Source organism: Herbaspirillum sp. YR522, assembly GCF_000282575.1.
GTDB lineage: Bacteria > Pseudomonadota > Gammaproteobacteria > Burkholderiales > Burkholderiaceae_D > Herbaspirillum.
On sequence record NZ_AKJA01000109.1, the window covers coordinates 42266 to 62988 of the forward strand.

Sequence of the window (20723 nt, forward strand, 5' to 3'; positions counted from 1 at the left end):
AAACTGGCGGGCGAAAACCTGATTTTACCAATCGCCGGGGCCGTGCGGTCACCGGCTGCCGCACTAATGACCGACAACCGTGCCGAACGTTCGTCGGCCAGCGGCAAACGCACTAAAATAGCGCTCCCGGCGGGATCGAACATGCCGGGGACGCGGTCCAAGCGCCATCGCCACCTGCCCAGCCCCACGCCCGGCCTCATCCTTACTGGAGACACCATGAAACACTGGCTTACCTCACTGATCGCGGCGGCCAGCCTGCTGCTGAGCGGCTGCGCCTCGGTCATGCAGAGCAATGTGACGGCCTTCCACGCCTGGCCCGCCGATAGCGCCGGCAAGTCGTTCGCCTTCGCCCCGGCCACGGAGCAGCAGGGCCAACTCGAATACGACGCCTACGCCCAGTTGATCAGGCGCCAGCTGCTGGGGCTGGGCTTGAAGGAAGCATCCGAACCCCAGGCCGCGCAATTGAACGTGACGTTTCGCTACGGCATGACGACCGAGCAGGTGGTCGAGACCCGTCCTGCCTACGATCCCTACTTCTACGGTCCGGGGCCCGGCTGGGGTCGCTTCGGCCCCTACGGCTTCTACGGCCCGTTCGGCCCGGCCTATGATCCGTTCTGGTATGGCGGGCCGCTGCAAAGCACCAGTTATCCGGTGTTCCTGCGCCGCCTGCAGATCGGCATCGCCAATGCCGCCGACGGCAAGCAGCTATACGACGTCGTGGTCGACAGCGACGGTCGCCAGGCCGGCCTGGCCGCTGCCATGCCTTACATGGTGCGCGCCGCCTTCCAGGATTTTCCCGGCCCCAGCGGCGTGACGCGCCACATATCGATCAAGATCGACAAGGATGGCGGCTACGCCGCGCCGCCGGGCGCGGCCGCGCCCGCTGCCTCCGCCCCCGCTCCCGCCAGGTGAGGCTGCATCACGAATAGAACGCTTCGCTGGCCAGCGTGATGACCACCACCACCAGCACCGCCACCGCCAGTACCAGCAGCAGGCGGCCGAAGCGGGGTGAATCGGATCCCGGTTTGCCCACGGCTCAGGGAACCAGGATGGTCGAGCCGGTGGTCTTGCGCGCTTCCAGGTCGGCGTGTGCCTGGCCCACGTCCTTGAGCGCATAGCGCTGGTTGATCTCGATACTGAGCTTGCCGCTCTCGACCATGGCGAACAGGTCGGCAGCGCAGGCGTCGAGGTCTTCCCGGGTAGCCGTGTAGTTGCCCAGCGAGGGACGCGTCAAGAACAGCGAGCCGCGCGAGGCCAGTTCCGACACGCCGAACGGCGTCACCGGTCCGGAGGCGCTGCCGAAGCTGACCATCATGCCGCGTGGGCGCAAGCAATCGAGCGAGCCGATGAAGGTATCCTTGCCGACGGCGTCGTAGACGACCGGCACACCCTTGCCACCGGTGATTTCCTTGACCCGTTCGACGAAATTCTCGGTCTTGGTGTTGATCACGTGGGTGCAGCCGTGCCGCGCCGCCAGCGCGCCCTTCTCGTCGCTGCTGACGGTGCCGATCACGGTCGCTCCCAGCGCGCGCGCCCATTGGCAGGCGATCAGGCCGATGCCACCGGCGGCGGCATGCAGCAGGATGGTGTCGCCGGCCTGCACCGGATAAGTCTGGCGCAACAGGTATTGCACCGTCATGCCCTGCAGCATCATCGCCGCGGCGGTATCGAAGGAAATGCTGTCGGGCAGCCTGACCAGGATCTCGGCCGGCATCACCCGCTCTTCGGCATAGGCGCCGTTGGGGCGTCCGGCGTAGGCTACGCGGTCGCCCACCTTCAAGCCGGTGACGCCTTCGCCGAGCGCCTCGATGGTGCCGGCGGCCTCCTGCCCCAGGCCATTGGGCAGCGGCTGCGGATACAGCCCGTTGCGGAAATACACGTCGATGAAGTTCAACCCGACGGCGGCATGGCGAATGCGCACCTCGCCCGGACCCGGGTCACCCACCTCGACCTCGACATACTCCATGACCTCCGGCCCGCCGGTCTTGCTTACGCGAATTGCTCTTGCCATGCCCGTCTCCTTTGTTGAATCGAATTGGATGATTACCCCGTTCAAGCCTTCTTGCGCGACAGCAGCCAGATACCCGACAGTACCAGCGCCGTGCCGACCAGCTGGATCGCGGTGATCGGCTCGTCCAGCAGCGCCGCCCCCATGAACAGGGTCGACACCGGCCCCACCAGCCCGGCCTGGGCCGCCGTGGGGGCGCCGATGCGCGATACCGCGATCATGGTCAAGAACACGGGCAACACGGTGCAGAAGACGGCATTGAAGAGCGACAACTGATACACGCCCGCGACCTGTTGCAGCAGCGTGCCTGGCTGGCGCAGCACCACGAACTGGATCACGCAGGCCACGGTCGAGACGCACATCGCGTAGGCCACCAGGCGAATCGCGCCGACCCGGCGCACCAGCTCGCCCGAGCCGATCAGGTAGATCGAATAACAGAACGCCGAGCCCAGCACCAGGCCGCTGCCCAACAGGACGTTGCTGCCACCGGTATCGAGGTCATGCATCAGCACCAGCACGGTGCCGGCGTAGGACACCAGCAGCGCGATCCACTCGACCCAGCCGACCCGGCGCTTGAAGACGAAAAAGGCGATCAGCATCACGAACGAGGGCGTCAGGAACAGGATCAGGCGTTCCAGGCCGGCCGAGATGTATTGCAGCCCGAGGAAGTCGAGGAAACTGGACAGGTAGTAACCGGTCAGCCCCAGCACCACGATGCGCAGCCAGTCGGCGCGCGCCAGGGCCGGTTCACTGCGGGCCTTCCAGATGGCCACCGCCAGGAACATCGGGAACGCAAATACCATGCGCAGCGTGATCACCATCACGGCGTCGACCTGGTAACGGTACATCAGCTTGGCCACGATGGCCTTGGCCGAAAAGAACACGGCGCCGACGACGGCCAGCAGGAGGCCGCCGAGAAACGCCTGGCGGTGGGAAGATGGGTGGGCAATGGCAGTCATGCCGGGATTGTAAACTTAGAACTTGTTCAGCGCTTTTTGAGGAGCGAACCCAGCACCCCACGAATCAGTTCGCGCCCGACTTGCGAGCCGATGCTGCGTGCGGCCGACTTGACCATCGCCTGCAGCGGCGAATCGCTGCGGGCGCCGCGCCCGCTCCTGCCCCCGCCCAGCACACCACCGATCAGGTCGCCCAGGCCGCCGCCCTGCGGCTCAGGCTGGGGTTGGGGCGCGGGTGCCGGGTGCGCGGCGCCGCCGGCGGGCCGCCCGCTGCGCGCCTCCGGCGCCGGCTGCGGCGCCCGGCCGGCCGAAGCGCCCCAGGCGTTGTCGTCGCCCGCCACCGGGGGCGACGCCACGGCACGTCCCTTGAGGCGCTCATAGGCCGATTCGCGGTCGATCGCCTGTTCGTACACGCCAGCCACCAGCGATGAGGCCATCAGGGCACGCCGTTGCGCATCGGTAATCGGGCCAATCTGGGACGCGGGCGTGAGCACATGGCCGCGCTCGACCATGCTGGGCCGGCCCTTGTCGTCCAGAAATGAGACCAGCGCTTCACCCACGGCCAGTTCGGTGATGGCCGTGGCGGTGTCGAGCGCGGGATTAGCGCGGAAGGTCTCGGCGGCGGCCTGCACCGCCTTCTGGTCGCGCGGGGTGTAGGCGCGCAGCGCATGCTGGACGCGATTGCCCAGCTGGCCCAGCACGGCGTCGGGGATATCCAGCGGATTCTGCGTCACGAAGTACACGCCCACGCCCTTGGAGCGGATCAGGCGCACCACCTGTTCGATCTTCTGCAGCAGTGGCTTGGGCGCTTCGTCGAACAGCAGATGGGCTTCGTCGAAGAAGAACACCATCCTGGGCCGGTCGAGGTCGCCCACTTCGGGCAGGTGCTCGAACAGTTCGGACAGCATCCACAGCAGGAAGGTCGAGTACAGGCGCGGCGCATTGAGCAACTTGTCGGCGGCCAGGATGTTGATCACCCCGCGGCCCTGGGCATCGGTCTGCATCAGGTCGTCGATGTCGAGCATGGGTTCGCCGAAGAAGCGGTCACCGCCCTGCTCCTCGATGGCCACCAGGCCGCGCTGGATGGCACCGATGCTGGCCGCCGAGATATTGCCGTACTCGGTCTTGAACTCGGCCGCGTGCTGGCCCACGTGCTGCAGCATGGCACGCAGGTCCTTGGTGTCGAGCAGCAGCAGGCCATTGTCGTCGGCGATCTTGAACACCAGTTGCAAGACGCCCTGCTGGGTATCGTTCAGGTTGAGCATGCGCGCCAGCATCAGCGGCCCCATGTCCGAGATGGTGGCGCGCACCGGATGCCCCTGTTGGCCATAGACATCCCAGAACGCCACCGGCGCGGCGGCCCAGGCCGGCTCGGCCAGGCCCAGGCGCGCCAGGCGCTCGGCCAGCTTGGGGCTGCTGCTGCCGGCCTGGCCCAGGCCCGACAGGTCGCCCTTGACGTCGGCCATGAACACCGGCACCCCGATATCGGAGAGCGCCTGCGCCATCACCTGCAAGGTCACGGTCTTGCCGGTGCCGGTGGCACCGGTGATGCAGCCGTGACGGTTGACCAGTTGCGGCAACAGGCACAGTTGCACGTCGGAATGTTGGGCGATGGCGAGCACAGGGGTCATGATGGGCGGCAGAAAGGACAAATTGGGGGCGATCGCATGGGCTTGCCGATCCGATTCGCAACAGGGCGATATGCTAAAATTCTGGCCCGATTATAGTCAGAAGCGGAGCCCGGATGGCTCATCTTTCGTTCTGGCATCAACCAATCAAGCAGGAAGATTCGACATGGCTGGACACAGCAAATGGGCCAATATCCAACACCGTAAAGGCCGCCAGGATGAACGACGAGGTCGTATCTGGACCCGCCTGATCAAGGAAATCACGGTCGCCGCCCGCATGGGCGGTGGCGATGCCGACACCAACCCGCGCCTGCGCCTGGCGGTCGATCGTGCCTCCGACGCCAACATGCCCAAGGACAACGTGACCCGCGCCATCCAGCGCGGCACCGGTGCCCTCGACGGCGTGAACTACGAAGAAGTCCGCTATGAGGGTTACGGCATCAATGGCGCGGCCATCATCGTCGACTGCCTCACCGACAACCGCGTGCGTACCGTGGCAGAGGTACGCCATGCGTTTTCCAAGTTCGGCGGCAACATGGGTACCGAAGGCTCGGTGGCGTTCATGTTTACTCACTGCGGGCAGTTGATGTACGCGCCCGGCACCGACGAGAACGCGGTGATGGAAGCGGCGCTCGAGGCTGGCGCCGAGGACGTCCAGACCGACGAGGAAGGCGGTATCGAGGTATTGACCGGCCCCAACGACTTCAGCGCCGTCAAGGCGGCGATGGAAGCGGCCGGATTCAAGGCCGAGGTGGCCGACATCATCATGAAACCGTCCACCGAGACGGTGTTTGCGGGCGAGGACGGCGTACGCATGCAAAAACTGCTGGACGCCCTGGAGAACCTGGACGACACCCAGCAGCTCTATACCAACGCTGTCATCGACGAATAATCCGCCTCACTCTTACTGCGAATCCCCATGAAAATCCTAGTTGTTGGCTCCGGTGGTCGTGAACATGCGCTGGCCTGGACCATCGCCAAGTCGCCCCGCATCCAGACCGTGTATGTCGCCCCCGGCAATGGCGGCACCGCCCTCGACGAGCGGCTCACCAACATCGACATCACCGATCCCGCGGCGCTGGCCGATTTTGTCGAGAAAGAGCACGTGGCGCTGACCGTGGTCGGCCCCGAGGCGCCGCTGGCGGCCGGCATCGTCAACGTCTTCCGGGCACGCGGCCTGAAGATCTTCGGCCCCACCCGCGAAGCGGCGCAACTGGAAAGCTCGAAGGATTTCGCCAAGGCCTTCATGAAGCGCCATGCGATCCCGACCGCCGAGTACCAGACCTTCTCCGAACCTGCACCGGCACACGACTATATCGCGCAGAAAGGCGCGCCTATCGTGATCAAGGCCGATGGCCTGGCTGCCGGCAAGGGCGTGGTGGTCGCCATGACGCTGGAAGAGGCGCATTCGGCGGTGGACATGATGCTGTCCGACAACAAGCTGGGCGACGCCGGGGCGCGCGTAGTGATCGAGGAATTCCTCAGCGGCGAGGAAGCCAGCTTCATCGTCATGGTGGACGGCAAGAACATCCTGCCGCTGGCCACCAGCCAGGACCACAAGCGCCTGCAGGACCATGACCAGGGCCCCAACACCGGCGGCATGGGCGCTTACTCGCCGGCGCCCATCGTGACCCCGGCGCTGCATGCGCGTGTCATGCGCGAGATCATCGTGCCGACCGTGCAGGGCATGGCCAAGGATGGCATTCCGTTCTCGGGCTTCCTCTACGCCGGCCTGATGATCGATGAAGAAGGCACGCCCAAGACGCTCGAATTCAACTGCCGCATGGGCGACCCCGAGACCCAGCCGATCATGGCCCGTCTCAAGACCGACCTGCTGGGCGTGATGGAACATGCCGTCAACGGCACGCTCGACAAGGTCGAGCTGGAATGGGACCGCCGCACGGCGCTGGGCGTGGTGATGGCCGCCTTCGGCTATCCCGACGCGCCGCGCCGCGGCGACCTGGTCACCGATATCCCGGCCGAGACCCCGGATTGCGTCACTTTCCATGCCGGCACCACCCTGACCGGCGACAAGCTGACCACCACCGGTGGCCGCGTGCTGTGCGTGGTGGGCCTGGGCGACAGCGTCAAGGTAGCGCAGAAGCATGCCTACGACGCAGCCGACCTGATCCACTTCGCCGGCTCGCAGATGCGGCGCGACATCGGCTGGCGCGCGCTCAAGCGTTGATGCCCGTGGTGCGCTTGCCGGCGCCATGACCATCCCCCGCCCAGCCCCGCGCTTGGCGGGGGATTGTTTTTTCGGCAGTGCCGGGGCGCCACGCCTGGTCATAAAATTGGCGCCCTGCTGCAACAAAAGTGGCTTGCCGCAAACTAACACTGCTTGCCGGCCGTGACGGCTGTCAGGAAAACAATGTTGCATTAGAGAAAAGGATCTTGCATGGACACCCACCTGCTCAACTTCGACACGCTGATCAACCTCTACCTGGTGCCGTTCGGGCTGAAGGTGGTGGCCGCCATCGCCATTTGGATCATCGGCGGCATGCTGGTCAATGCCCTGTCCAAGCTGGTGCGTCGCCTGCTCACCGCGCGCCAGTTCGAGAAGACGCTGATCAACTACGCCACCTCGGCCATCCAGGTGATCCTGCGCATCATGCTGGTGATGGGCATCCTGGAGGTATGCGGCATCCCTACCACCTCGTTTGCCGCCATGATCGGTGCCGTCGGCGTGGCGCTGGGTGTGGCCTGGTCGGGCCTGCTGGCCAACTTCGCCGCCGGCATCTTCCTGGTGGTGCTGCGCCCGTTCAAGCTGGGCGACTACATCACCGCCGCCGGCCAGACCGGCACCGTCAGCGATATCGGCCTGGTGACCACCATCATCACTACCGACAACAACTTGCGCGTGATCGTCGGCAACAACAAGCTGTTCGCCGACAACATCATCAACTACAACGTCAATCCGACCCGCCGTACCGACCTGCGCTGCCAGATCGCCTATGGCGTCGATCCGCAAGAAGCGATTGCCAAGCTGCTGGCCCGGGTCAAGGCCATTCCGAACGTGCTGGAGAACCCGGCGCCAGCGGTTGCGATCCAGGAATTCAACGCCACCGGCACCCTGCTGGCACTGCGGGTGCATGCTGCCACACCCAATTTCGGCCAGGTCTACAACGACGTCAACAGCGCCATCGCCGAGGTCTGCCTCAACGAAGGCTGGCCTGCCCCGGCGACCTACCAGGTAGCCGTTCCCGTGGCGCAGCCACCGCAGAATTGAGCGCCCGTCCTCGCGCCGGCCGCGGCTTGCCGCCGCCGGCGCCCCGCTGGCGCGCCGGCAGGGTACAATCGCGGAGTTAAGAATTCGTTACCGTGCCCCGAGCGACACCCTTGTGACCACCACTACCGCCGCGCCCAGCGCATCGACCTCCGTCAGAACCTACCTGCAAGACCTGCAACAGCGTATCGTGACCGCCCTCGAGGCAGCCGACGGCAAGTCGTTCGTCGCCGATTCTTGGCAGCGGCCCGAAGGCGGCGGCGGCACCTCCCGCATCCTGGAAGAAGGCGCGCTGTTCGAACGTGGCGGGGTCGGCTTTTCGCACGTGATGGGCCAGAACCTGCCGCCATCGGCCGCGGCCAACCGGCCGCAGATCGCCGGCCGCGCCTGGGAGGCGATGGGCGTGTCGCTGGTGCTGCATCCGCGCAATCCGTATATCCCGACGGTGCACATGAATGTGCGCTTCTTCACCACCCAGGCAGAAGGCGAGGAGCCGGTCTGGTGGTTCGGCGGCGGCATCGACCTGACGCCCTACTACGGCCAGCTCGACGACGTGGTGCATTTCCACCGCAGCTGCCGTGACGCCCTGCAGCCCTTCGGCGACGACCTGTATCCGCGCTTCAAGCAGTGGTGCGACCAGTATTTCTACCTGAAGCACCGCCAGGAGCCGCGCGGCGCCGGCGGTATTTTCTTCGACGACTTCAATGCGCTGCCTTTCGAGCACAGCTTTGCGATGATGCGCAGCGTCGGCGACGCCTTCCTGGCGGCGTACCTGCCCATCGTGACGGCGCGGCGCGACACGCCCTACGGCGAGCGCGAACGCGACTTCCAGGCGTACCGGCGAGGCCGCTATGTCGAATTCAACCTGGTGTTCGATCGCGGCACGCTGTTCGGCCTGCAGTCGGGCGGTCGCACCGAATCGATCCTGATGTCGATGCCACCGCTGGTGAAATGGCGCTATGACTGGCATCCGCAGCCCGGCAGCGCCGAAGCGCAGTTATACTCCGACTTCCTGGTGCATCGGGACTGGCTGTAATGACGGCACCTGCACAACATTGCGTAGCGGTACTGGGCGGCAGCTTCGACCCGGTGCATTGCGGCCATGTCCAGCTGGCAAGACATTTCGTGGAACTGCTGCGGCCCGACGTGCTGCGGGTCATTCCCGCCGGCAACCCCTGGCAGAAGCACGGACTGCAAGCCGAACCTGCACAACGGGTCGAAATGGTACGGCGTGCCTTCGACACCCAGCAGGTGCCGGTCGAGATCGACCAGCAGGAGATTCGTCGCGCCAGCGCCACCTACACCATCGACACCCTGCGCGCACTGCGCGCAGAACTGGGGCCGGCGGTGTCGATCGTATTCCTGATGGGGGCCGACCAGCTGCAGCACCTGGACACCTGGCAGAACTGGCGCGAGCTGTTCGACCATGCCCATCTGTGCGCCGCGTCCCGCCCGGGCTTCGGCCTGCAGGCCGGCGATGTGCCGTCGGCGGTGGTGCAGGAGTTCGCCCGACGCGCCGGCAGCGCCGAGGCCATCCGTACCACCTCGCACGGGCTGGGCTGCCTGGCGCCGGGCCTGGAGGTCGATATTTCGTCGACCGCAATCCGTGCCGCGCTACAACGCGGCGAACGCCCCGATTCGCTGATTCCGGCCGGGGTGCTAGACTATATCGAACAGCATCATCTGTACCGGAACTCATTTCACCACCAAACGTGAGATGCAGTCCGAAGGGAGCGGCCCGGCGGGGGCCGCTCGCACAACGTTTATTTATGAAATGAGTTCTAACTAATGGATATCAAAAAACTGCAAACCCTGGTCGTGGACGCGCTGGAAGACGTCAAGGCTCAAGAGATCCGTGTCTTCGACACGACCCATCTGACCAGCCTGTTCGACCGCGTGGCGATTGCCTCGGGTACCTCCAACCGCCAGACCAAGGCGCTGGCGGCTTCGGTGCGCGACAAGGTCAAGTCCAAGGGCGGCAACGTGGTCAGCGTCGAAGGTGAAGACACCGGCGAATGGGTATTGGTCGACCTGGGCGACATGATCGTGCATATCATGCAACCGGCCATCCGCACCTATTACCGCCTGGAAGAAATCTGGGGCGACAAGGAAGTCAAGATGGGCGCGGCCAAGCGTACCACCACCTCGGCCGTGGCCAAGCGCGATGCCGCCGACGCTCCAGCTCCCAAGATCCGCCGCACCCGGGCACAAGCCGAAGCGGTCGAAGCCAGCCAGGCGCTGGACGACGACGAGGTCAAGAAGCCGGCACGCAAGCCGCGCACCACGGCCGCGGCCGGTGCCGGTGCCACCACCAGGACCACCCGCGCTGCCGGCACCGGCACGCGTACCTCGCGCAGTGCCGCCGGCCAGGCCGAGACCGGCGCCAAGGCCGCCACGCCGCGTGCCCCGCGGGCAGCCGCAGGTACCACCCGCACCACGACCGGTACCAAGACCGGCACCACGCGTACCACCACCGGCACCAAGACCGGCGCGGCCAAGACCACCACCACCCGCAGCAAGACCGCGGCGCCCAAGACCGCCGTGGGCAAGACCGTGCGCGTGGCACCGTCCAAGAGCGCCAGCGCCAAGAAGCCGGCTTCCAAGCGCGTCAGCAAGGCCTGATGCAGCTGGTCATTGCCGCGGTCGGGCACAAGATGCCCGCCTGGATCGAAACCGGCTTTCAGGAGTACGCCAAGCGCATGCCTCCTGATTGCCGGATCCAACTCAAGGAAATCAAACCGGTCGACCGCTCCGGCAGCCGTACCGCCGACACCGTCATGGCGCAGGAACGCAGCCGCATCGAAGCGGCCCTGCCCAAGGGGGCGCGCATCATCGCCCTCGACGAGCGCGGCCGCGACTGGACCACCATACAGTTGTCGCAACAGCTGCAGCACTGGCAGCAGGACGGCCGCGACGTCGCTTTCGTCATCGGCGGCGCCGACGGGCTCGATCCTGCCTTCAAGGCCGGCGCCGATACCCTCATACGCATCTCCAGCATGACCTTGCCGCACGGCATGGTGCGTGTATTGCTGGCAGAACAGCTGTACCGGGCCTGGTCGATCACCCAGAATCATCCGTACCATCGCGCCTGAGGCGGTTCAAGCCCGGCATTGATCCTGACCGACGGGTGTCCAGTCATGCCCAACGATGAAACGAGATCACCATGAAACAAGCGGATCGCACCATCTACCTTGCGTCGAAGAGCCCACGCCGGCGCGAGCTGCTGCGCCAGATCGGCATCGAGTTCGAATTGCTGCTCTCGGAGAAGGAAGTCGACGAAAGCGTGCTGCCCGATGAAGGCGCGCTGGACTATGTGGCGCGCGTGACACGGGCCAAGCTCGACAGCGCCCAGCAGACCATGCTGCTGCGGCAATTGCCGCATCGTCCTATCCTGGCGGCCGACACCACGGTCGTGGTCGACGACCTGATCCTGGGCAAGCCGGCCGACCGCGAGGAAGCGCTGCAGATGATCCACCGCCTGGCCGGGCGCACCCACCATGTGCTCACCAGCGTGGCCGTGGCGCTCACGCTGGGCGTACAGACCGAAGTCTGGCAAGTCACCCAGCAGTCCGACGTCAGCTTCGCCGCGCTCGACGATGCCGCTATTGCAGCCTATTGCGACACCCTTGAGCCGTATGACAAGGCAGGCGCCTACGGCATCCAGGGGTTGGCCTCGGTTTTCATCAGCAATATTGTTGGCAGCCATTCCGGTATCATGGGACTGCCGCTCTTCGAGACGGCTCAACTATTAGAAAACGCGGGCGTCCGCATCTTATGAGCGAAGACATTCTGATCAACATCACCCCGCAGGAGACACGCGTCGCGTTGATCCTGCAGGGCGCAGTACAAGAGTTGCACATCGAACGCACCCTGTCGCGCGGGCTGGCGGGCAATATCTACCTGGGCAAGGTGGTGCGGGTGCTGCCCGGCATGCAATCGGCCTTCATCGACATCGGTCTTGAACGCGCCGCGTTCCTGCACGTTGCCGATATCTGGGAAGCCCGCCCGCATGACGGCCAGAACACTCCGGCCATTCCGATCGAAAAGCTGCTGCACGATGGCCAGACCGTTACCGTGCAGGTGATCAAGGACCCGATCGGCACCAAGGGCGCGCGCCTGTCGACGCAGATCTCGATCGCCGGCCGCATGCTGGTGTACCTGCCGCAGGACAAGCACATCGGCATTTCGCAACGCATCGAGAACGAAGCCGAGCGCGAACTGCTTCGCAGCAAGGTGCAAGCCCTGCTGCCGCCGGAAGAAAAAGGCGGTTTCATCATCCGCACCATGGCCGAGGACGCGTCCGACGCCGACCTGCAGATGGACGTCGAATACCTGCGCAAGACCTGGGCCACCATCGTCAAGCAGAGCAAGACCCGACCTGCCGCCACGCTGCTGCATCAGGACCTGTCGCTGGCCCAGCGCGTGCTGCGCGACTTCGTCGGCGACGATACGGCGACCATCCAGGTCGACTCGCGCGAGAACTTCAACAAGCTGCAGGAGTTCGGCACCATCTATACGCCCTCGGTGCTGACCAAGCTGACCCACTATCGGGGCGAGCGCCCGCTGTTCGACCTGTACGGCGTGGAAGAAGAAATCGAGCGCGCACTGGGCCGGCGGGTCGACCTGAAGTCGGGCGGCTACCTGATCGTCGACCAGACCGAGGCGATGACCACCATCGACGTCAACACGGGCAGCTTCGTCAACGGCCGCAACTTCGACGACACCATCTTCAAGACCAACCTCGAGGCCGCGCATGCGATCGCCCGCCAGCTGCGCCTGCGCAACCTGGGTGGCATCATCATCCTCGACTTCATCGACATGGAAAACACCGAGCACCGCCAGGCGGTGCTGGCCGAGCTGGGCCGTGCCTTGCAGCGCGACCGCACCAAGATCTCGGTGTCGGGCTTCTCGACGCTGGGCCTGGTGGAGATGACCCGCAAGCGCACCCGCGAGTCACTGGCGCACATCCTGTGCGAGACCTGCCCTGCCTGCAAGGGGCGCGGGCAGGTCAAGACCTCGCGCACCGTATGCTACGAGATCCTGCGCGAGGTGATGCGCGAAGCCAAGCAGTTCAACCCGCGCGAATTCCGCATCCTGGCCTCGCAGCTGGTGGTAGACCTGTTCCTGGAAGAAGAATCGCAACACCTGGCGATGCTGGGCGACTTCATCGGCAAGCCTATTTCGTTGCAGGTGCAGAGTGACTACCAGCAGGAGCAGTACGACATCATCCTGATGTAAGCCGTACATGGCCGCACCGGCCGATGCAAACGCAAAACGGGCCTGGGTTCAACCCCAGGCCCGTTGTCTTTTGCCTCTTACCTTTTGCCTCGACCGGCCTTACTGCTGCACAAACAGCAGCATCGAATGCGCCGACACCACATATTCGTGCCCGGCGTCGAACACCGGGTCCTGATCCCGCCCGGGTACGTTGGTATCGATCAGGCCGACCCAGCGCTGCCCGTTCCTGGTGGCCGGCAGCGTGAAGTTGACGACATCGTTATGGCTGTTGAAGACCAGCAATACGGTCTGGTCGGCCGCCGCCCGGCGCATGTTGCTGACCCGGGCACGACCGTCAAGCACCAAGCCAAAGCATTTCATCGTGGTGTCGGCCCATTGTTCCTGCGACAAGGTCACGCCTGCCGGCGAAATCCAGTCGGCGTCCACCGTGTCGAGGTCTTCATTGAGTTCGCCATTCATGAACCGGCTGCGCCGCAGCACCGGCATGCGGGCGCGCAGCTTGAGCAGGTCGGCGGTGAACTTCAGTTGGGCGCGACCGCGCTCGTCGATCTTGTCCCATTGCAGCCAGCTGATGTCGTTGTCCTGGCAATAGGCGTTGTTGTTGCCGCCCTGGCTACGGCCGAACTCGTCGCCTGCCAGCAACATCGGGGTGCCCTGGGCCAGCAGCAAGGTCGATAACAGGTTGCGTTTTTGCCGCTCGCGCAATTCGATGATGGCTTCGTCGTCGGTGGCACCTTCGGCGCCGCAGTTCCAGGAGCGATTGTCGGAATGACCGTCGCGGTTGTCCTCGCCATTGGCGTCATTGTGCTTGTCGTTATAGCTGACCAGGTCCTGCAGCGTAAAACCGTCATGGGCGGTAATGAAGTTCACGCTGGCCCAGGGCCTGCGCCCGCGCTTGTGGAACAGGTCGGCCGAACCGGCAAAGCGGGTGGCGAAATCGGCGGCCAGGCCCTCGTCGCCTTTCCAGTAGGCGCGCACCTGGTCCCGGAACTTGTCGTTCCATTCGGCCCAGCCGGGCGGGAACTCACCCACCTGGTAGCCGCCGGGGCCGCAATCCCAGGGCTCCGCGATCAACTTGACCGCGGCCAGCACCGGATCCTGCAGGCAGGCGTTGAGGAAACCGCTGCTCAGGTCGAAGCCATGGTTTTCGCGCCCCAGGATCGTGGCCAGGTCAAAGCGGAAGCCGTCGACGTGTTGCTCCAGCACCCAGTAGCGCAGGCTGTCGGCGACCATCTGCATGACCCGCGGATGCGACAGGTTGAGCGTATTGCCGGTGCCGGTGTCGTTGATGTAGTAGCGACGGTCATCGGGCATCAGTCGATAGTACGAAGCGTTGTCGATCCCCTTGAAACTGAGCGTGGGGCCGAGTTCGTTGCCCTCGGCCGTATGGTTGTAGACGACGTCGAGGATGACCTCGATGCCGGCTTCGTGCAGCGCATCCACCGCCTGGCGGAATTCGCCCGACTGCTGGCCCGAGAAATAGCGGGGATCGGCAGCGAAAAACCCGATGCTGTTATAGCCCCAGTAATTGGTCAGCCCTTTCTCGAGCAGGTAGGAGTCGTTGACAAAGGCATGCACCGGCAGCAACTCCAGCGAGCTCACGCCCAGCTGGCGCAGGTGGTCGACGATCGCCGGCGCAGCCAGCCCGGCAAACGTGCCGCGTTGCTCGGGGGCCACCTCCGGATGGCATTTGCTGAGTCCCTTGACGTGCGCCTCGTAGAACACGGTGCGATCCCACGGCACCCGGTGGCCGGTCGGCACATGGATGTCGGCGGTAGGCTCGACCACCACGCACTTGGGCACGAAGGGCGCGCTGTCGCGGGTGTCGAAGCTCAGGTCCTTGTCCGGGCTGTCGAGGTCGTAGGCAAAGATCTCGGGCGCCCATTTGAGCTCGCCCAGGTGGCGCTTGGCATACGGGTCCATCAGCAGCTTGTTGGCATTGAAGCGGTGGCCGTTCTGCGGGTCGTACGGGCCGTGCACGCGATAGCCGTAGACCGCCCCGGGCTTGAGCCCTTCGATGAACACATGCCAGACCTCGTCGGTGTATTCGGGCATCGGGATACGGGCGATCTCGGTCTCGCCCTTGTCGTCGAACAGGCACAGGTCGACGCCGGTGGCGTTAGCCGAAAACAGGGCAAAGTTGACGCCATCCTCCCGACAGCTGGCGCCGCGGGGGAATGGCGAGCCTTCGCGTACGCGATGCAGGTAGCCGGAATTGTCGGGCGCGGTGGAAATGGCTTGTTTGACGTCGTCTTTCATGATCGATCAGAATAAAAGGAGGTAAAGAAGCGAGCCCGGTGCGGCGTCGAGTGTAGTCATATTGCCAACATCTCCGCCCCCGATCCGAAATAGCCTGGGCAGTTTATGAAACCCGGGCGCGCGCCGCAGTCGGGAAACAGCGCGACATGCTGTAGGCGAATAGCTCGACAGCGCACCACCCTGCCGTCCGATCGGCGACGCCGCCGCAGCCATGCATTACAATGCCGGGTTTAACAAATTCCGGGCTCATTGTCCTGGTCTGCGCTCTACGGTCTCCGCTTGCCATTTGCCACACCCGAATGATTGCCTACACCTCCCTTGCCGTGTTTCTCTTCTCAGCCATTGCGCTGGTGGTGCCAAGCGGTTTTTCGCTGGGGGCACTGCTATTGCTGCTGGGTTCATTGGCGCTGCTGCGTACGGGCACTCGCGGGGTACGTCTGGACCGGGCGGACTGGCTGGTCATCGCCGCCTTCCTGCTCTACTTCGGCGTCACAGCCGGCAACCACCTGGTACACCACGCACGACCGGCCGAATACGACGCGCCATTGCGCTTCGTGCTGGCCATACCCGCGCTGGTACTGCTACGCGCATATCCCCCAGCGAGCTGGTCGCTCTGGTCCGGGGCGGCGCTGGGCGGCATCGGTGCCGGCTTGCTGAGCCTGTGGCTGGCACTGGTGCGCCATGTCGACCGCCCTGCCGCCAGCACCAATCCGATTCAATACGGCAACATCAGCCTGGTGCTGGCGATGCTCTGTACCTGCGGCCTCTACTGGGCCATCGCCGAACGGCGCAACGCAACCTGGATCATCCTGTTGGCAACGGGCGCGGTGCTGGCTGCGCTGGCGTCGCTGCTCAGTGGCAGCCGCGGCAGCTGGCTGGCACTGCCGGTTTGCCTGGCAGCGGCGCTCTACCTGATGCTGCGCGCCGGCCAGGCTCGGCTGGCAGCCAAGCTCATGGCGAGCTGCGTCATTGCCCTGGCATTGCTGTGGGCGATACCCCAGAGCGGCTTGCGCGCGCGCAGCCAGGCCGCCATCAGCCAGGCCGATCAATACCAGCGACACCACGACGCGGATTCGTCGATCGGCGCCCGCCTGGCGATGCTGCGCATCGGCTGGCTGATGGCACCACAGCATTGGTTGCTGGGCTGGGGCAAGCAAGGCATGTTCGACCACAAAGCCAGCCTGGTCGACCAAGGCCTGGCAGCGCCGTCGACACGTGAACACACCCACTTGCACAACGAATATCTCGACGCGCTGGTCAAGCGCGGCGTGCCAGGCCTGCTGGCGACGGCACTGCTCTATCTGGTGCCGCTGGCCGCATTTGCGCAAGCCTGGGCTAGCCGCCCGCCGCACGCCCGCCCCTATGCCATCGCTGGCGTGATGCTGATGCTGAGTTACCTGGCCTTCGGGTTGACCCAGGCTTTCCTGACCCATAACAACGGAGTCATGATCCTGGCCTTCCTGGTGGCCATCCTGTGGGGGCTGGCGCGCCGCCCACCCACGCTCGTGACAGCCCCATGATTTCTAATGCCGACGCCGTGCGTCGATTGTCTTGCAAGGATGATTAAATGTTGCCCTCCAATATGAAAAGGCTGGCCGCGCTGCACCGGCCCTACAAGAAGCGCCTAGCGCTCGCCTTCCTCGGCATGATCGTCACCGCTGCCACCGAGCCGGTGGTGCCGTACATCTTCAAGATCCTGCTGGACAAGGGCTTCGTCGGCAAGCCTGAGTTTTCGTTGTGGCTGGTGCCGTTGGCCGTGATCGGTATCTTCTTCATCCGCGGCGTTTCCACGTTCACCAGTTCGTACATGATGACCTGGGTCTCGACCCGTATCCTGAACGAACTACGGCGCCAGATGTTTGCCCGCATGCTCGACCTGCCAGTGCATTTCTATGCCAGCAATACGGTAGGCAAGGTCATCAATTCCATGATGTTCGAGGTGCAGCAGATCATCGACATGGTGACCAAGGTGTTCACCTCGATCGTGCGTTCCGCGCTGACGGTACTGGGCCTGCTGGCCTGGCTGCTGTACCTGAACTGGCAGTTGACCATCGTTACGCTGATCCTGCTGCCGTTGGTGGCCATCGTGGTACGCAGCACCGGCAGGCGGCTCAAGAAGTTGAACCGCGACTCGCTGGCGGTGAACGCAGAACTGACCCAACTGGTCGAGGAAACCACCCGGGCACAACAGGTCATCAAGATCTTCGGTGGCCATGCGTACGAAAAACAGCGCTTTCACCTGCGCGCCGAAAACCTGCGCCGCTACACGATGCGGATGACCGCCGCCTTTGCCTCTACGGTGCCGATCACCCAGCTGATGACTGCCTGCGCGGTGGCGGTAGTGATCGTGATGGCGCTGGTCCAATCCGGCAACGGCCAGATCACCGTCGGCGGCTTCGTCTCCTTCATCACGGCCATGCTCATGCTGTTGGCGCCATTGAAGCAGCTGGCCGAGGTCAATGGCCCGCTGCAACGGGGCATGGCTGCGGCCGAAGAAGTCTACAAGTTGATCGACAAGCCCATCGAGCGCATCGGCGGCGCCACGCTTGCCGAGCGCGTGCGTGGCGAGGTCGAGTTCGTCGATGTCGGCTTCTCCTATCCGGGTCATGAGCAGTTGGCCCTGCGGGGAGTCAACCTGAAAGTGCGGCCCGGCGAGACCATCGCCTTCGTGGGCATGTCCGGCGGCGGCAAATCGACGCTGGTGAGCCTGATCCCGGGCTTCCATTCGGCCAGTAGCGGACAGATCCTGCTCGATGGGCAAGATATCGAATCCATTTCGTTGCTCAGCCTGCGCCAGCAGATCGCCATGGTCAGCCAGAACACCGTCCTGTTCGACGATACCCTGGCCGCCAATATCGCTTATGGCGACGAACAACCGGACCCGGACCGTATCGCCGCCGCGCTGGAAGCGGCGCACCTGGGTGATGTGGTGCAGGGGTTGCCGGAAGGCCTGGCGACGCGCATCGGCGACAACGGTTCGCGCCTGTCCGGCGGGCAGCGGCAGCGCGTAGCCATCGCACGGGCTATCTACAAGGATGCGCCGATCCTGATCCTGGACGAAGCCACCTCGGCGCTGGACACCGAGTCCGAGCGCGCCGTGCAGGCGGCTTTGGAACGACTCATGCAGGGCCGTACCACCTTTGTCATCGCCCACCGCCTGTCGACCATCGAACGCGCTGACCGCATCGTAGTGCTGGCGCATGGCCAGGTGATCGAAGTCGGCAGCCACCAGCAACTGCTCGAGCGCGACGGTGTGTATGCCAACCTGTATCGCCTGCAATTCTCGCAACAATAAATTGCCCATGTCCACTTCCCTGATTCCTGCCGAGCTGCTCAAGCGCTCGGACAAGATACTGTTCATCGCCCACCTGGCGCTGGGCGACTTCACCTATCTGCAAAGCTTCTTCAAGGCATTCGCGGCACAGAACCCGCACCTGAAGATCCACCTGTGGGTCGATGAAGTGCGACGCACCGCCGACGCCACGCAATGGCCGCACCTGAAGCACTATTCACTCTACGACTGGGTCCGCGCCTGCCCGTTCTTCGACAAGGTCTATGACCGCACCTACAGCCCGGCGCTATACGGCGAATCGATCGCCGAGGCCCGGCGCGAGGCTTATCCGATCGTGGTCTCGCTGGCCACGCTGCGGCCCCAGCTGTATGCCAGCCTGGCACGCAAGATCAGCCCGAGCGGCCTGGTCATAGGGATGACCCGCAAGATCAGGCTGTTGCAGCTTCACCACCTGCTGTCCTACCGTAAGCTCGACGCCGCCATGCCGGCCTACAAGGGCCAGGGCGATTACCACATCAGCGATGTCTACGCGCACTGGTTCAGGCAACTGAGCGACCTGGAACTGACTGCACAGCAGCGTTTTCCCTTTGTGGACATACCGGAAAACTGGCGCCGGGATACCGAACGGACCTTGCAGTCGTGGGGCTTCTGGCCACGCCAGGGCAAGCTGGTGATGATCAACCCCTACGCCAAGACCAAGAAACGTTGCTGGCCCCTGGATCGCGTGGTGGAGCTGGTTCGCGCCATGCAAGCCAAGGAGCACTGGCGCGACGCCAGCTTCATCGTCAACGCCGTGCCCCAGGAATTGGACGATGCGCGGGCCGTGATCGGCCGCCACGGGCTCGAGCGCACGGTGATCTTCAGTGCTCAGGACAATTTCTTCCAGCTGCCGGCCTTGCTGGAGCGCTGCGACCTGATCATCTCGGTGGAGACCGCGGTGATGCATCTGGCCAACGCGGTGCACGTGCCGGTGGTGGCGCTGATGCGCCAGAAGAATCCTGAATGGGTGCCGTTGGACCACGCCAATAGCACCGTCATTACCGCCCCCGGCCGTCGCGATTGGGTACAGGCGATATCAGTCGAACAGGTCATGGAAGCCATCCGATGAAACTCCCGACGATCAACGAAATCCAGGCGCAGCCGGCCAACGGCAAGGCCAGCTTTCATATCGCCTTTTGTGTCGACAACAATTATTTTCGGGCCATGGGTGCGACCATGGCGTCGATCATCGCCAACAATCCGGCGCAGCATTTCACGTTTCACGTGCTGGCCTTCGAGGTGTCGGACGAGCACCAGCGCCGGCTCAAGCAACTCGAAGAGATGTATGCGCAGGTCAAGACCGAACTGCACCTGCTCGACCTGTCCTCGTTCCAGCAGTTCTCGCACTTTCTGGGGCACTCGCACTATTCGCTGTCGATCTTCACGCGCCTGGTGATTCCAACCGTACTGCGCGGCGTGACCGACCGCGTGCTTTACCTGGACGCGGACATCCTGTGCTTCAACCGCATCGATGAGATGGTTGATATGGATATCAGCGATGAAATTGCGGTGGTCGTCCCGGATGCCCCGGTCACATTGCAGCGTCGCGTCGCCGCACTGGGCTTGTCGCATAACGAGTACTTCAACGGTGGCGTGCTGTTCATCAACATCGAGAAATGGCTGGCCGAGGACATCACCGCCAAGACCCTCGATGCGCTGCTCAACAGCAAGACCGACATGCGTTTCAACGACCAGGACGCGCTCAACATCGTGCTCAACGGGCGTGCCCGCTACCTGTCGCCCAAGTGGAATTACCTGTACGACCTGATCCACGACCTCAACGTCAACAAGTTTGCATTGAAGCCTGTGGGGCGCGCGATCTTCGTGCACTTCGCCGGCGCGGTCAAGCCGTGGGCCGCATGGAGCCGACATGAGGTGACAGCACTGCTGCGCGGCTACCTGGATCTGTCCCCCTGGGCCGACATGGCGCTCGACGAGCAACCGCGCAATACCAAGGAAATGCGCATGCACTCACGGTTCATGTACCGTCAGGGCCGGCCGCTGGAAAGCATCAAGTGGTACCTGCGCTACCTGCGCAAGCGGTCCACCAGATAATCACCACCATTCACTGAATCCG

Annotated in this window: 18 protein-coding genes; 14 read left to right on the plus strand and 4 right to left on the minus strand. The window is 64.2% G+C overall.

Annotation, left to right across the window (positions count from 1 at the left end; all coding sequences use genetic code 11):
* Positions 1-216: 216 nt before the first annotated feature.
* Positions 217-912, plus strand: a complete 696-nt coding sequence (locus PMI40_RS15005) for a DUF4136 domain-containing protein (protein ID WP_008116925.1) — start codon at positions 217-219, stop codon at positions 910-912.
* 124 nt (positions 913-1036) lie between these two features.
* On the opposite strand, the gene PMI40_RS15010 is transcribed toward PMI40_RS15005, so the two are convergent.
* Genes PMI40_RS15010 through PMI40_RS15020 form a run of 3 tightly spaced genes read right to left on the minus strand, consistent with a single transcriptional unit; the run spans position 1037 to position 4595 of the window.
* Positions 1037-2011, minus strand: coding sequence for a quinone oxidoreductase (locus PMI40_RS15010; protein WP_008116927.1), 975 nt, complete (start codon positions 2009-2011; stop codon positions 1037-1039).
* Between the two features lie 41 nt (positions 2012-2052).
* Positions 2053-2967, minus strand: a complete 915-nt coding sequence (locus PMI40_RS15015) for a DMT family transporter (RefSeq protein WP_008116928.1) — start codon at positions 2965-2967, stop codon at positions 2053-2055.
* A gap of 26 nt (positions 2968-2993) precedes the next feature.
* On the minus strand, positions 2994-4595 hold the full coding sequence (locus PMI40_RS15020; protein ID WP_008116931.1) for a helicase HerA-like C-terminal domain-containing protein: 1602 nt from the start codon (positions 4593-4595) through the stop codon (positions 2994-2996).
* Between the two features lie 163 nt (positions 4596-4758).
* Here PMI40_RS15020 and PMI40_RS15025 point away from each other — a divergent pair, with 163 nt between their 5' ends.
* The 9 genes from PMI40_RS15025 (at position 4759) to rng (ending at position 13056) form a co-directional block, all read left to right on the plus strand.
* Positions 4759-5484, plus strand: a complete 726-nt coding sequence (locus PMI40_RS15025) for a YebC/PmpR family DNA-binding transcriptional regulator (protein ID WP_008116933.1) — start codon at positions 4759-4761, stop codon at positions 5482-5484.
* A 27-nt stretch (positions 5485-5511) separates the two neighbouring features.
* Positions 5512-6780 (plus strand): phosphoribosylamine--glycine ligase, encoded by a 1269-nt coding sequence (gene purD / locus PMI40_RS15030; RefSeq protein ID WP_008116935.1) that lies wholly within the window; start codon positions 5512-5514, stop codon positions 6778-6780.
* 210 nt (positions 6781-6990) lie between these two features.
* The gene (locus PMI40_RS15035; protein ID WP_008116937.1) at positions 6991-7821 is read left to right on the plus strand and encodes a mechanosensitive ion channel family protein; all 831 of its coding nucleotides are present in this window, start codon (positions 6991-6993) and stop codon (positions 7819-7821) included.
* A gap of 112 nt (positions 7822-7933) precedes the next feature.
* The gene (hemF, locus tag PMI40_RS15040) at positions 7934-8854 is read left to right on the plus strand and encodes an oxygen-dependent coproporphyrinogen oxidase (protein WP_008116941.1); all 921 of its coding nucleotides are present in this window, start codon (positions 7934-7936) and stop codon (positions 8852-8854) included.
* Positions 8854-9534 (plus strand): nicotinate-nucleotide adenylyltransferase, encoded by a 681-nt coding sequence (locus PMI40_RS15045; RefSeq protein WP_008116943.1) that lies wholly within the window; start codon positions 8854-8856, stop codon positions 9532-9534. Before hemF ends, PMI40_RS15045 begins: the two co-directional genes overlap by 1 nt.
* A 72-nt stretch (positions 9535-9606) precedes the next feature.
* Positions 9607-10440, plus strand: coding sequence for a ribosome silencing factor (rsfS, locus tag PMI40_RS15050; RefSeq protein WP_008116944.1), 834 nt, complete (start codon positions 9607-9609; stop codon positions 10438-10440).
* Entirely contained in the window at positions 10440-10910 is a 471-nt protein-coding gene (gene rlmH, locus PMI40_RS15055) for a 23S rRNA (pseudouridine(1915)-N(3))-methyltransferase RlmH (RefSeq protein WP_008116946.1), read from the plus strand. The genes rsfS and rlmH overlap by 1 nt, the downstream gene beginning before the upstream one ends.
* A 71-nt stretch (positions 10911-10981) precedes the next feature.
* Positions 10982-11596, plus strand: a complete 615-nt coding sequence (locus PMI40_RS15060) for a nucleoside triphosphate pyrophosphatase (protein ID WP_008116949.1) — start codon at positions 10982-10984, stop codon at positions 11594-11596.
* Complete coding sequence (rng, locus tag PMI40_RS15065; RefSeq protein ID WP_008116951.1) at positions 11593-13056, plus strand: ribonuclease G; 1464 nt, start codon at positions 11593-11595, stop codon at positions 13054-13056. The genes PMI40_RS15060 and rng overlap by 4 nt, the downstream gene beginning before the upstream one ends.
* Positions 13057-13155: 99 nt before the next feature.
* On the opposite strand, the gene glgX is transcribed toward rng, so the two are convergent.
* On the minus strand, positions 13156-15315 hold the full coding sequence (gene glgX / locus PMI40_RS15070) for a glycogen debranching protein GlgX (RefSeq protein ID WP_008116953.1): 2160 nt from the start codon (positions 15313-15315) through the stop codon (positions 13156-13158).
* A 299-nt stretch (positions 15316-15614) separates the two neighbouring features.
* On the opposite strand from glgX, the gene PMI40_RS15075 reads away from it, so the two are divergent.
* From PMI40_RS15075 to PMI40_RS15090, 4 genes are read left to right on the plus strand one after another with little or no spacing between them, the layout of a single operon-like run.
* Complete coding sequence (locus PMI40_RS15075; RefSeq protein ID WP_008116955.1) at positions 15615-16835, plus strand: O-antigen ligase; 1221 nt, start codon at positions 15615-15617, stop codon at positions 16833-16835.
* A gap of 47 nt (positions 16836-16882) precedes the next feature.
* A complete protein-coding gene (gene msbA / locus PMI40_RS15080; RefSeq protein ID WP_008116957.1) occupies positions 16883-18610 on the plus strand; it encodes a lipid A export permease/ATP-binding protein MsbA in 1728 nt (575 codons plus the stop codon).
* 7 nt (positions 18611-18617) lie between these two features.
* A complete protein-coding gene (locus PMI40_RS15085) occupies positions 18618-19715 on the plus strand; it encodes a glycosyltransferase family 9 protein (protein ID WP_008116959.1) in 1098 nt (365 codons plus the stop codon).
* On the plus strand, positions 19712-20701 hold the full coding sequence (locus tag PMI40_RS15090) for a glycosyltransferase family 8 protein (RefSeq protein WP_008116961.1): 990 nt from the start codon (positions 19712-19714) through the stop codon (positions 20699-20701). The genes PMI40_RS15085 and PMI40_RS15090 overlap by 4 nt, the downstream gene beginning before the upstream one ends.
* Positions 20702-20723: the final 22 nt, after the last annotated feature.

Excerpts from the sequence above, each read along its gene's own strand:
- PMI40_RS15085 (WP_008116959.1), top strand. The coding sequence starts at position 18,618 with ATGTCCACTTCCCTGATTCCTGCCGAGCTGCTCAAGCGCTCGGACAAG.
- rlmH (WP_008116946.1), top strand. The coding sequence starts at position 10,440 with ATGCAGCTGGTCATTGCCGCGGTCGGGCACAAGATGCCCGCCTGGATC.
- PMI40_RS15010 (WP_008116927.1), bottom strand. The coding sequence starts at position 2,011 with ATGGCAAGAGCAATTCGCGTAAGCAAGACCGGCGGGCCGGAGGTCATG.
- PMI40_RS15075 (WP_008116955.1), top strand. The coding sequence starts at position 15,615 with ATGATTGCCTACACCTCCCTTGCCGTGTTTCTCTTCTCAGCCATTGCG.
- PMI40_RS15020 (WP_008116931.1), bottom strand. The coding sequence starts at position 4,595 with ATGACCCCTGTGCTCGCCATCGCCCAACATTCCGACGTGCAACTGTGC.
- PMI40_RS15015 (WP_008116928.1), bottom strand. The coding sequence starts at position 2,967 with ATGACTGCCATTGCCCACCCATCTTCCCACCGCCAGGCGTTTCTCGGC.
- PMI40_RS15005 (WP_008116925.1), top strand. The coding sequence starts at position 217 with ATGAAACACTGGCTTACCTCACTGATCGCGGCGGCCAGCCTGCTGCTG.
- PMI40_RS15025 (WP_008116933.1), top strand. The coding sequence starts at position 4,759 with ATGGCTGGACACAGCAAATGGGCCAATATCCAACACCGTAAAGGCCGC.
- rng (WP_008116951.1), top strand. The coding sequence starts at position 11,593 with ATGAGCGAAGACATTCTGATCAACATCACCCCGCAGGAGACACGCGTC.
- PMI40_RS15035 (WP_008116937.1), top strand. The coding sequence starts at position 6,991 with ATGGACACCCACCTGCTCAACTTCGACACGCTGATCAACCTCTACCTG.
- PMI40_RS15060 (WP_008116949.1), top strand. The coding sequence starts at position 10,982 with ATGAAACAAGCGGATCGCACCATCTACCTTGCGTCGAAGAGCCCACGC.
- rsfS (WP_008116944.1), top strand. The coding sequence starts at position 9,607 with ATGGATATCAAAAAACTGCAAACCCTGGTCGTGGACGCGCTGGAAGAC.
- PMI40_RS15045 (WP_008116943.1), top strand. The coding sequence starts at position 8,854 with ATGACGGCACCTGCACAACATTGCGTAGCGGTACTGGGCGGCAGCTTC.
- glgX (WP_008116953.1), bottom strand. The coding sequence starts at position 15,315 with ATGAAAGACGACGTCAAACAAGCCATTTCCACCGCGCCCGACAATTCC.
- msbA (WP_008116957.1), top strand. The coding sequence starts at position 16,883 with ATGTTGCCCTCCAATATGAAAAGGCTGGCCGCGCTGCACCGGCCCTAC.
- purD (WP_008116935.1), top strand. The coding sequence starts at position 5,512 with ATGAAAATCCTAGTTGTTGGCTCCGGTGGTCGTGAACATGCGCTGGCC.
- PMI40_RS15090 (WP_008116961.1), top strand. The coding sequence starts at position 19,712 with ATGAAACTCCCGACGATCAACGAAATCCAGGCGCAGCCGGCCAACGGC.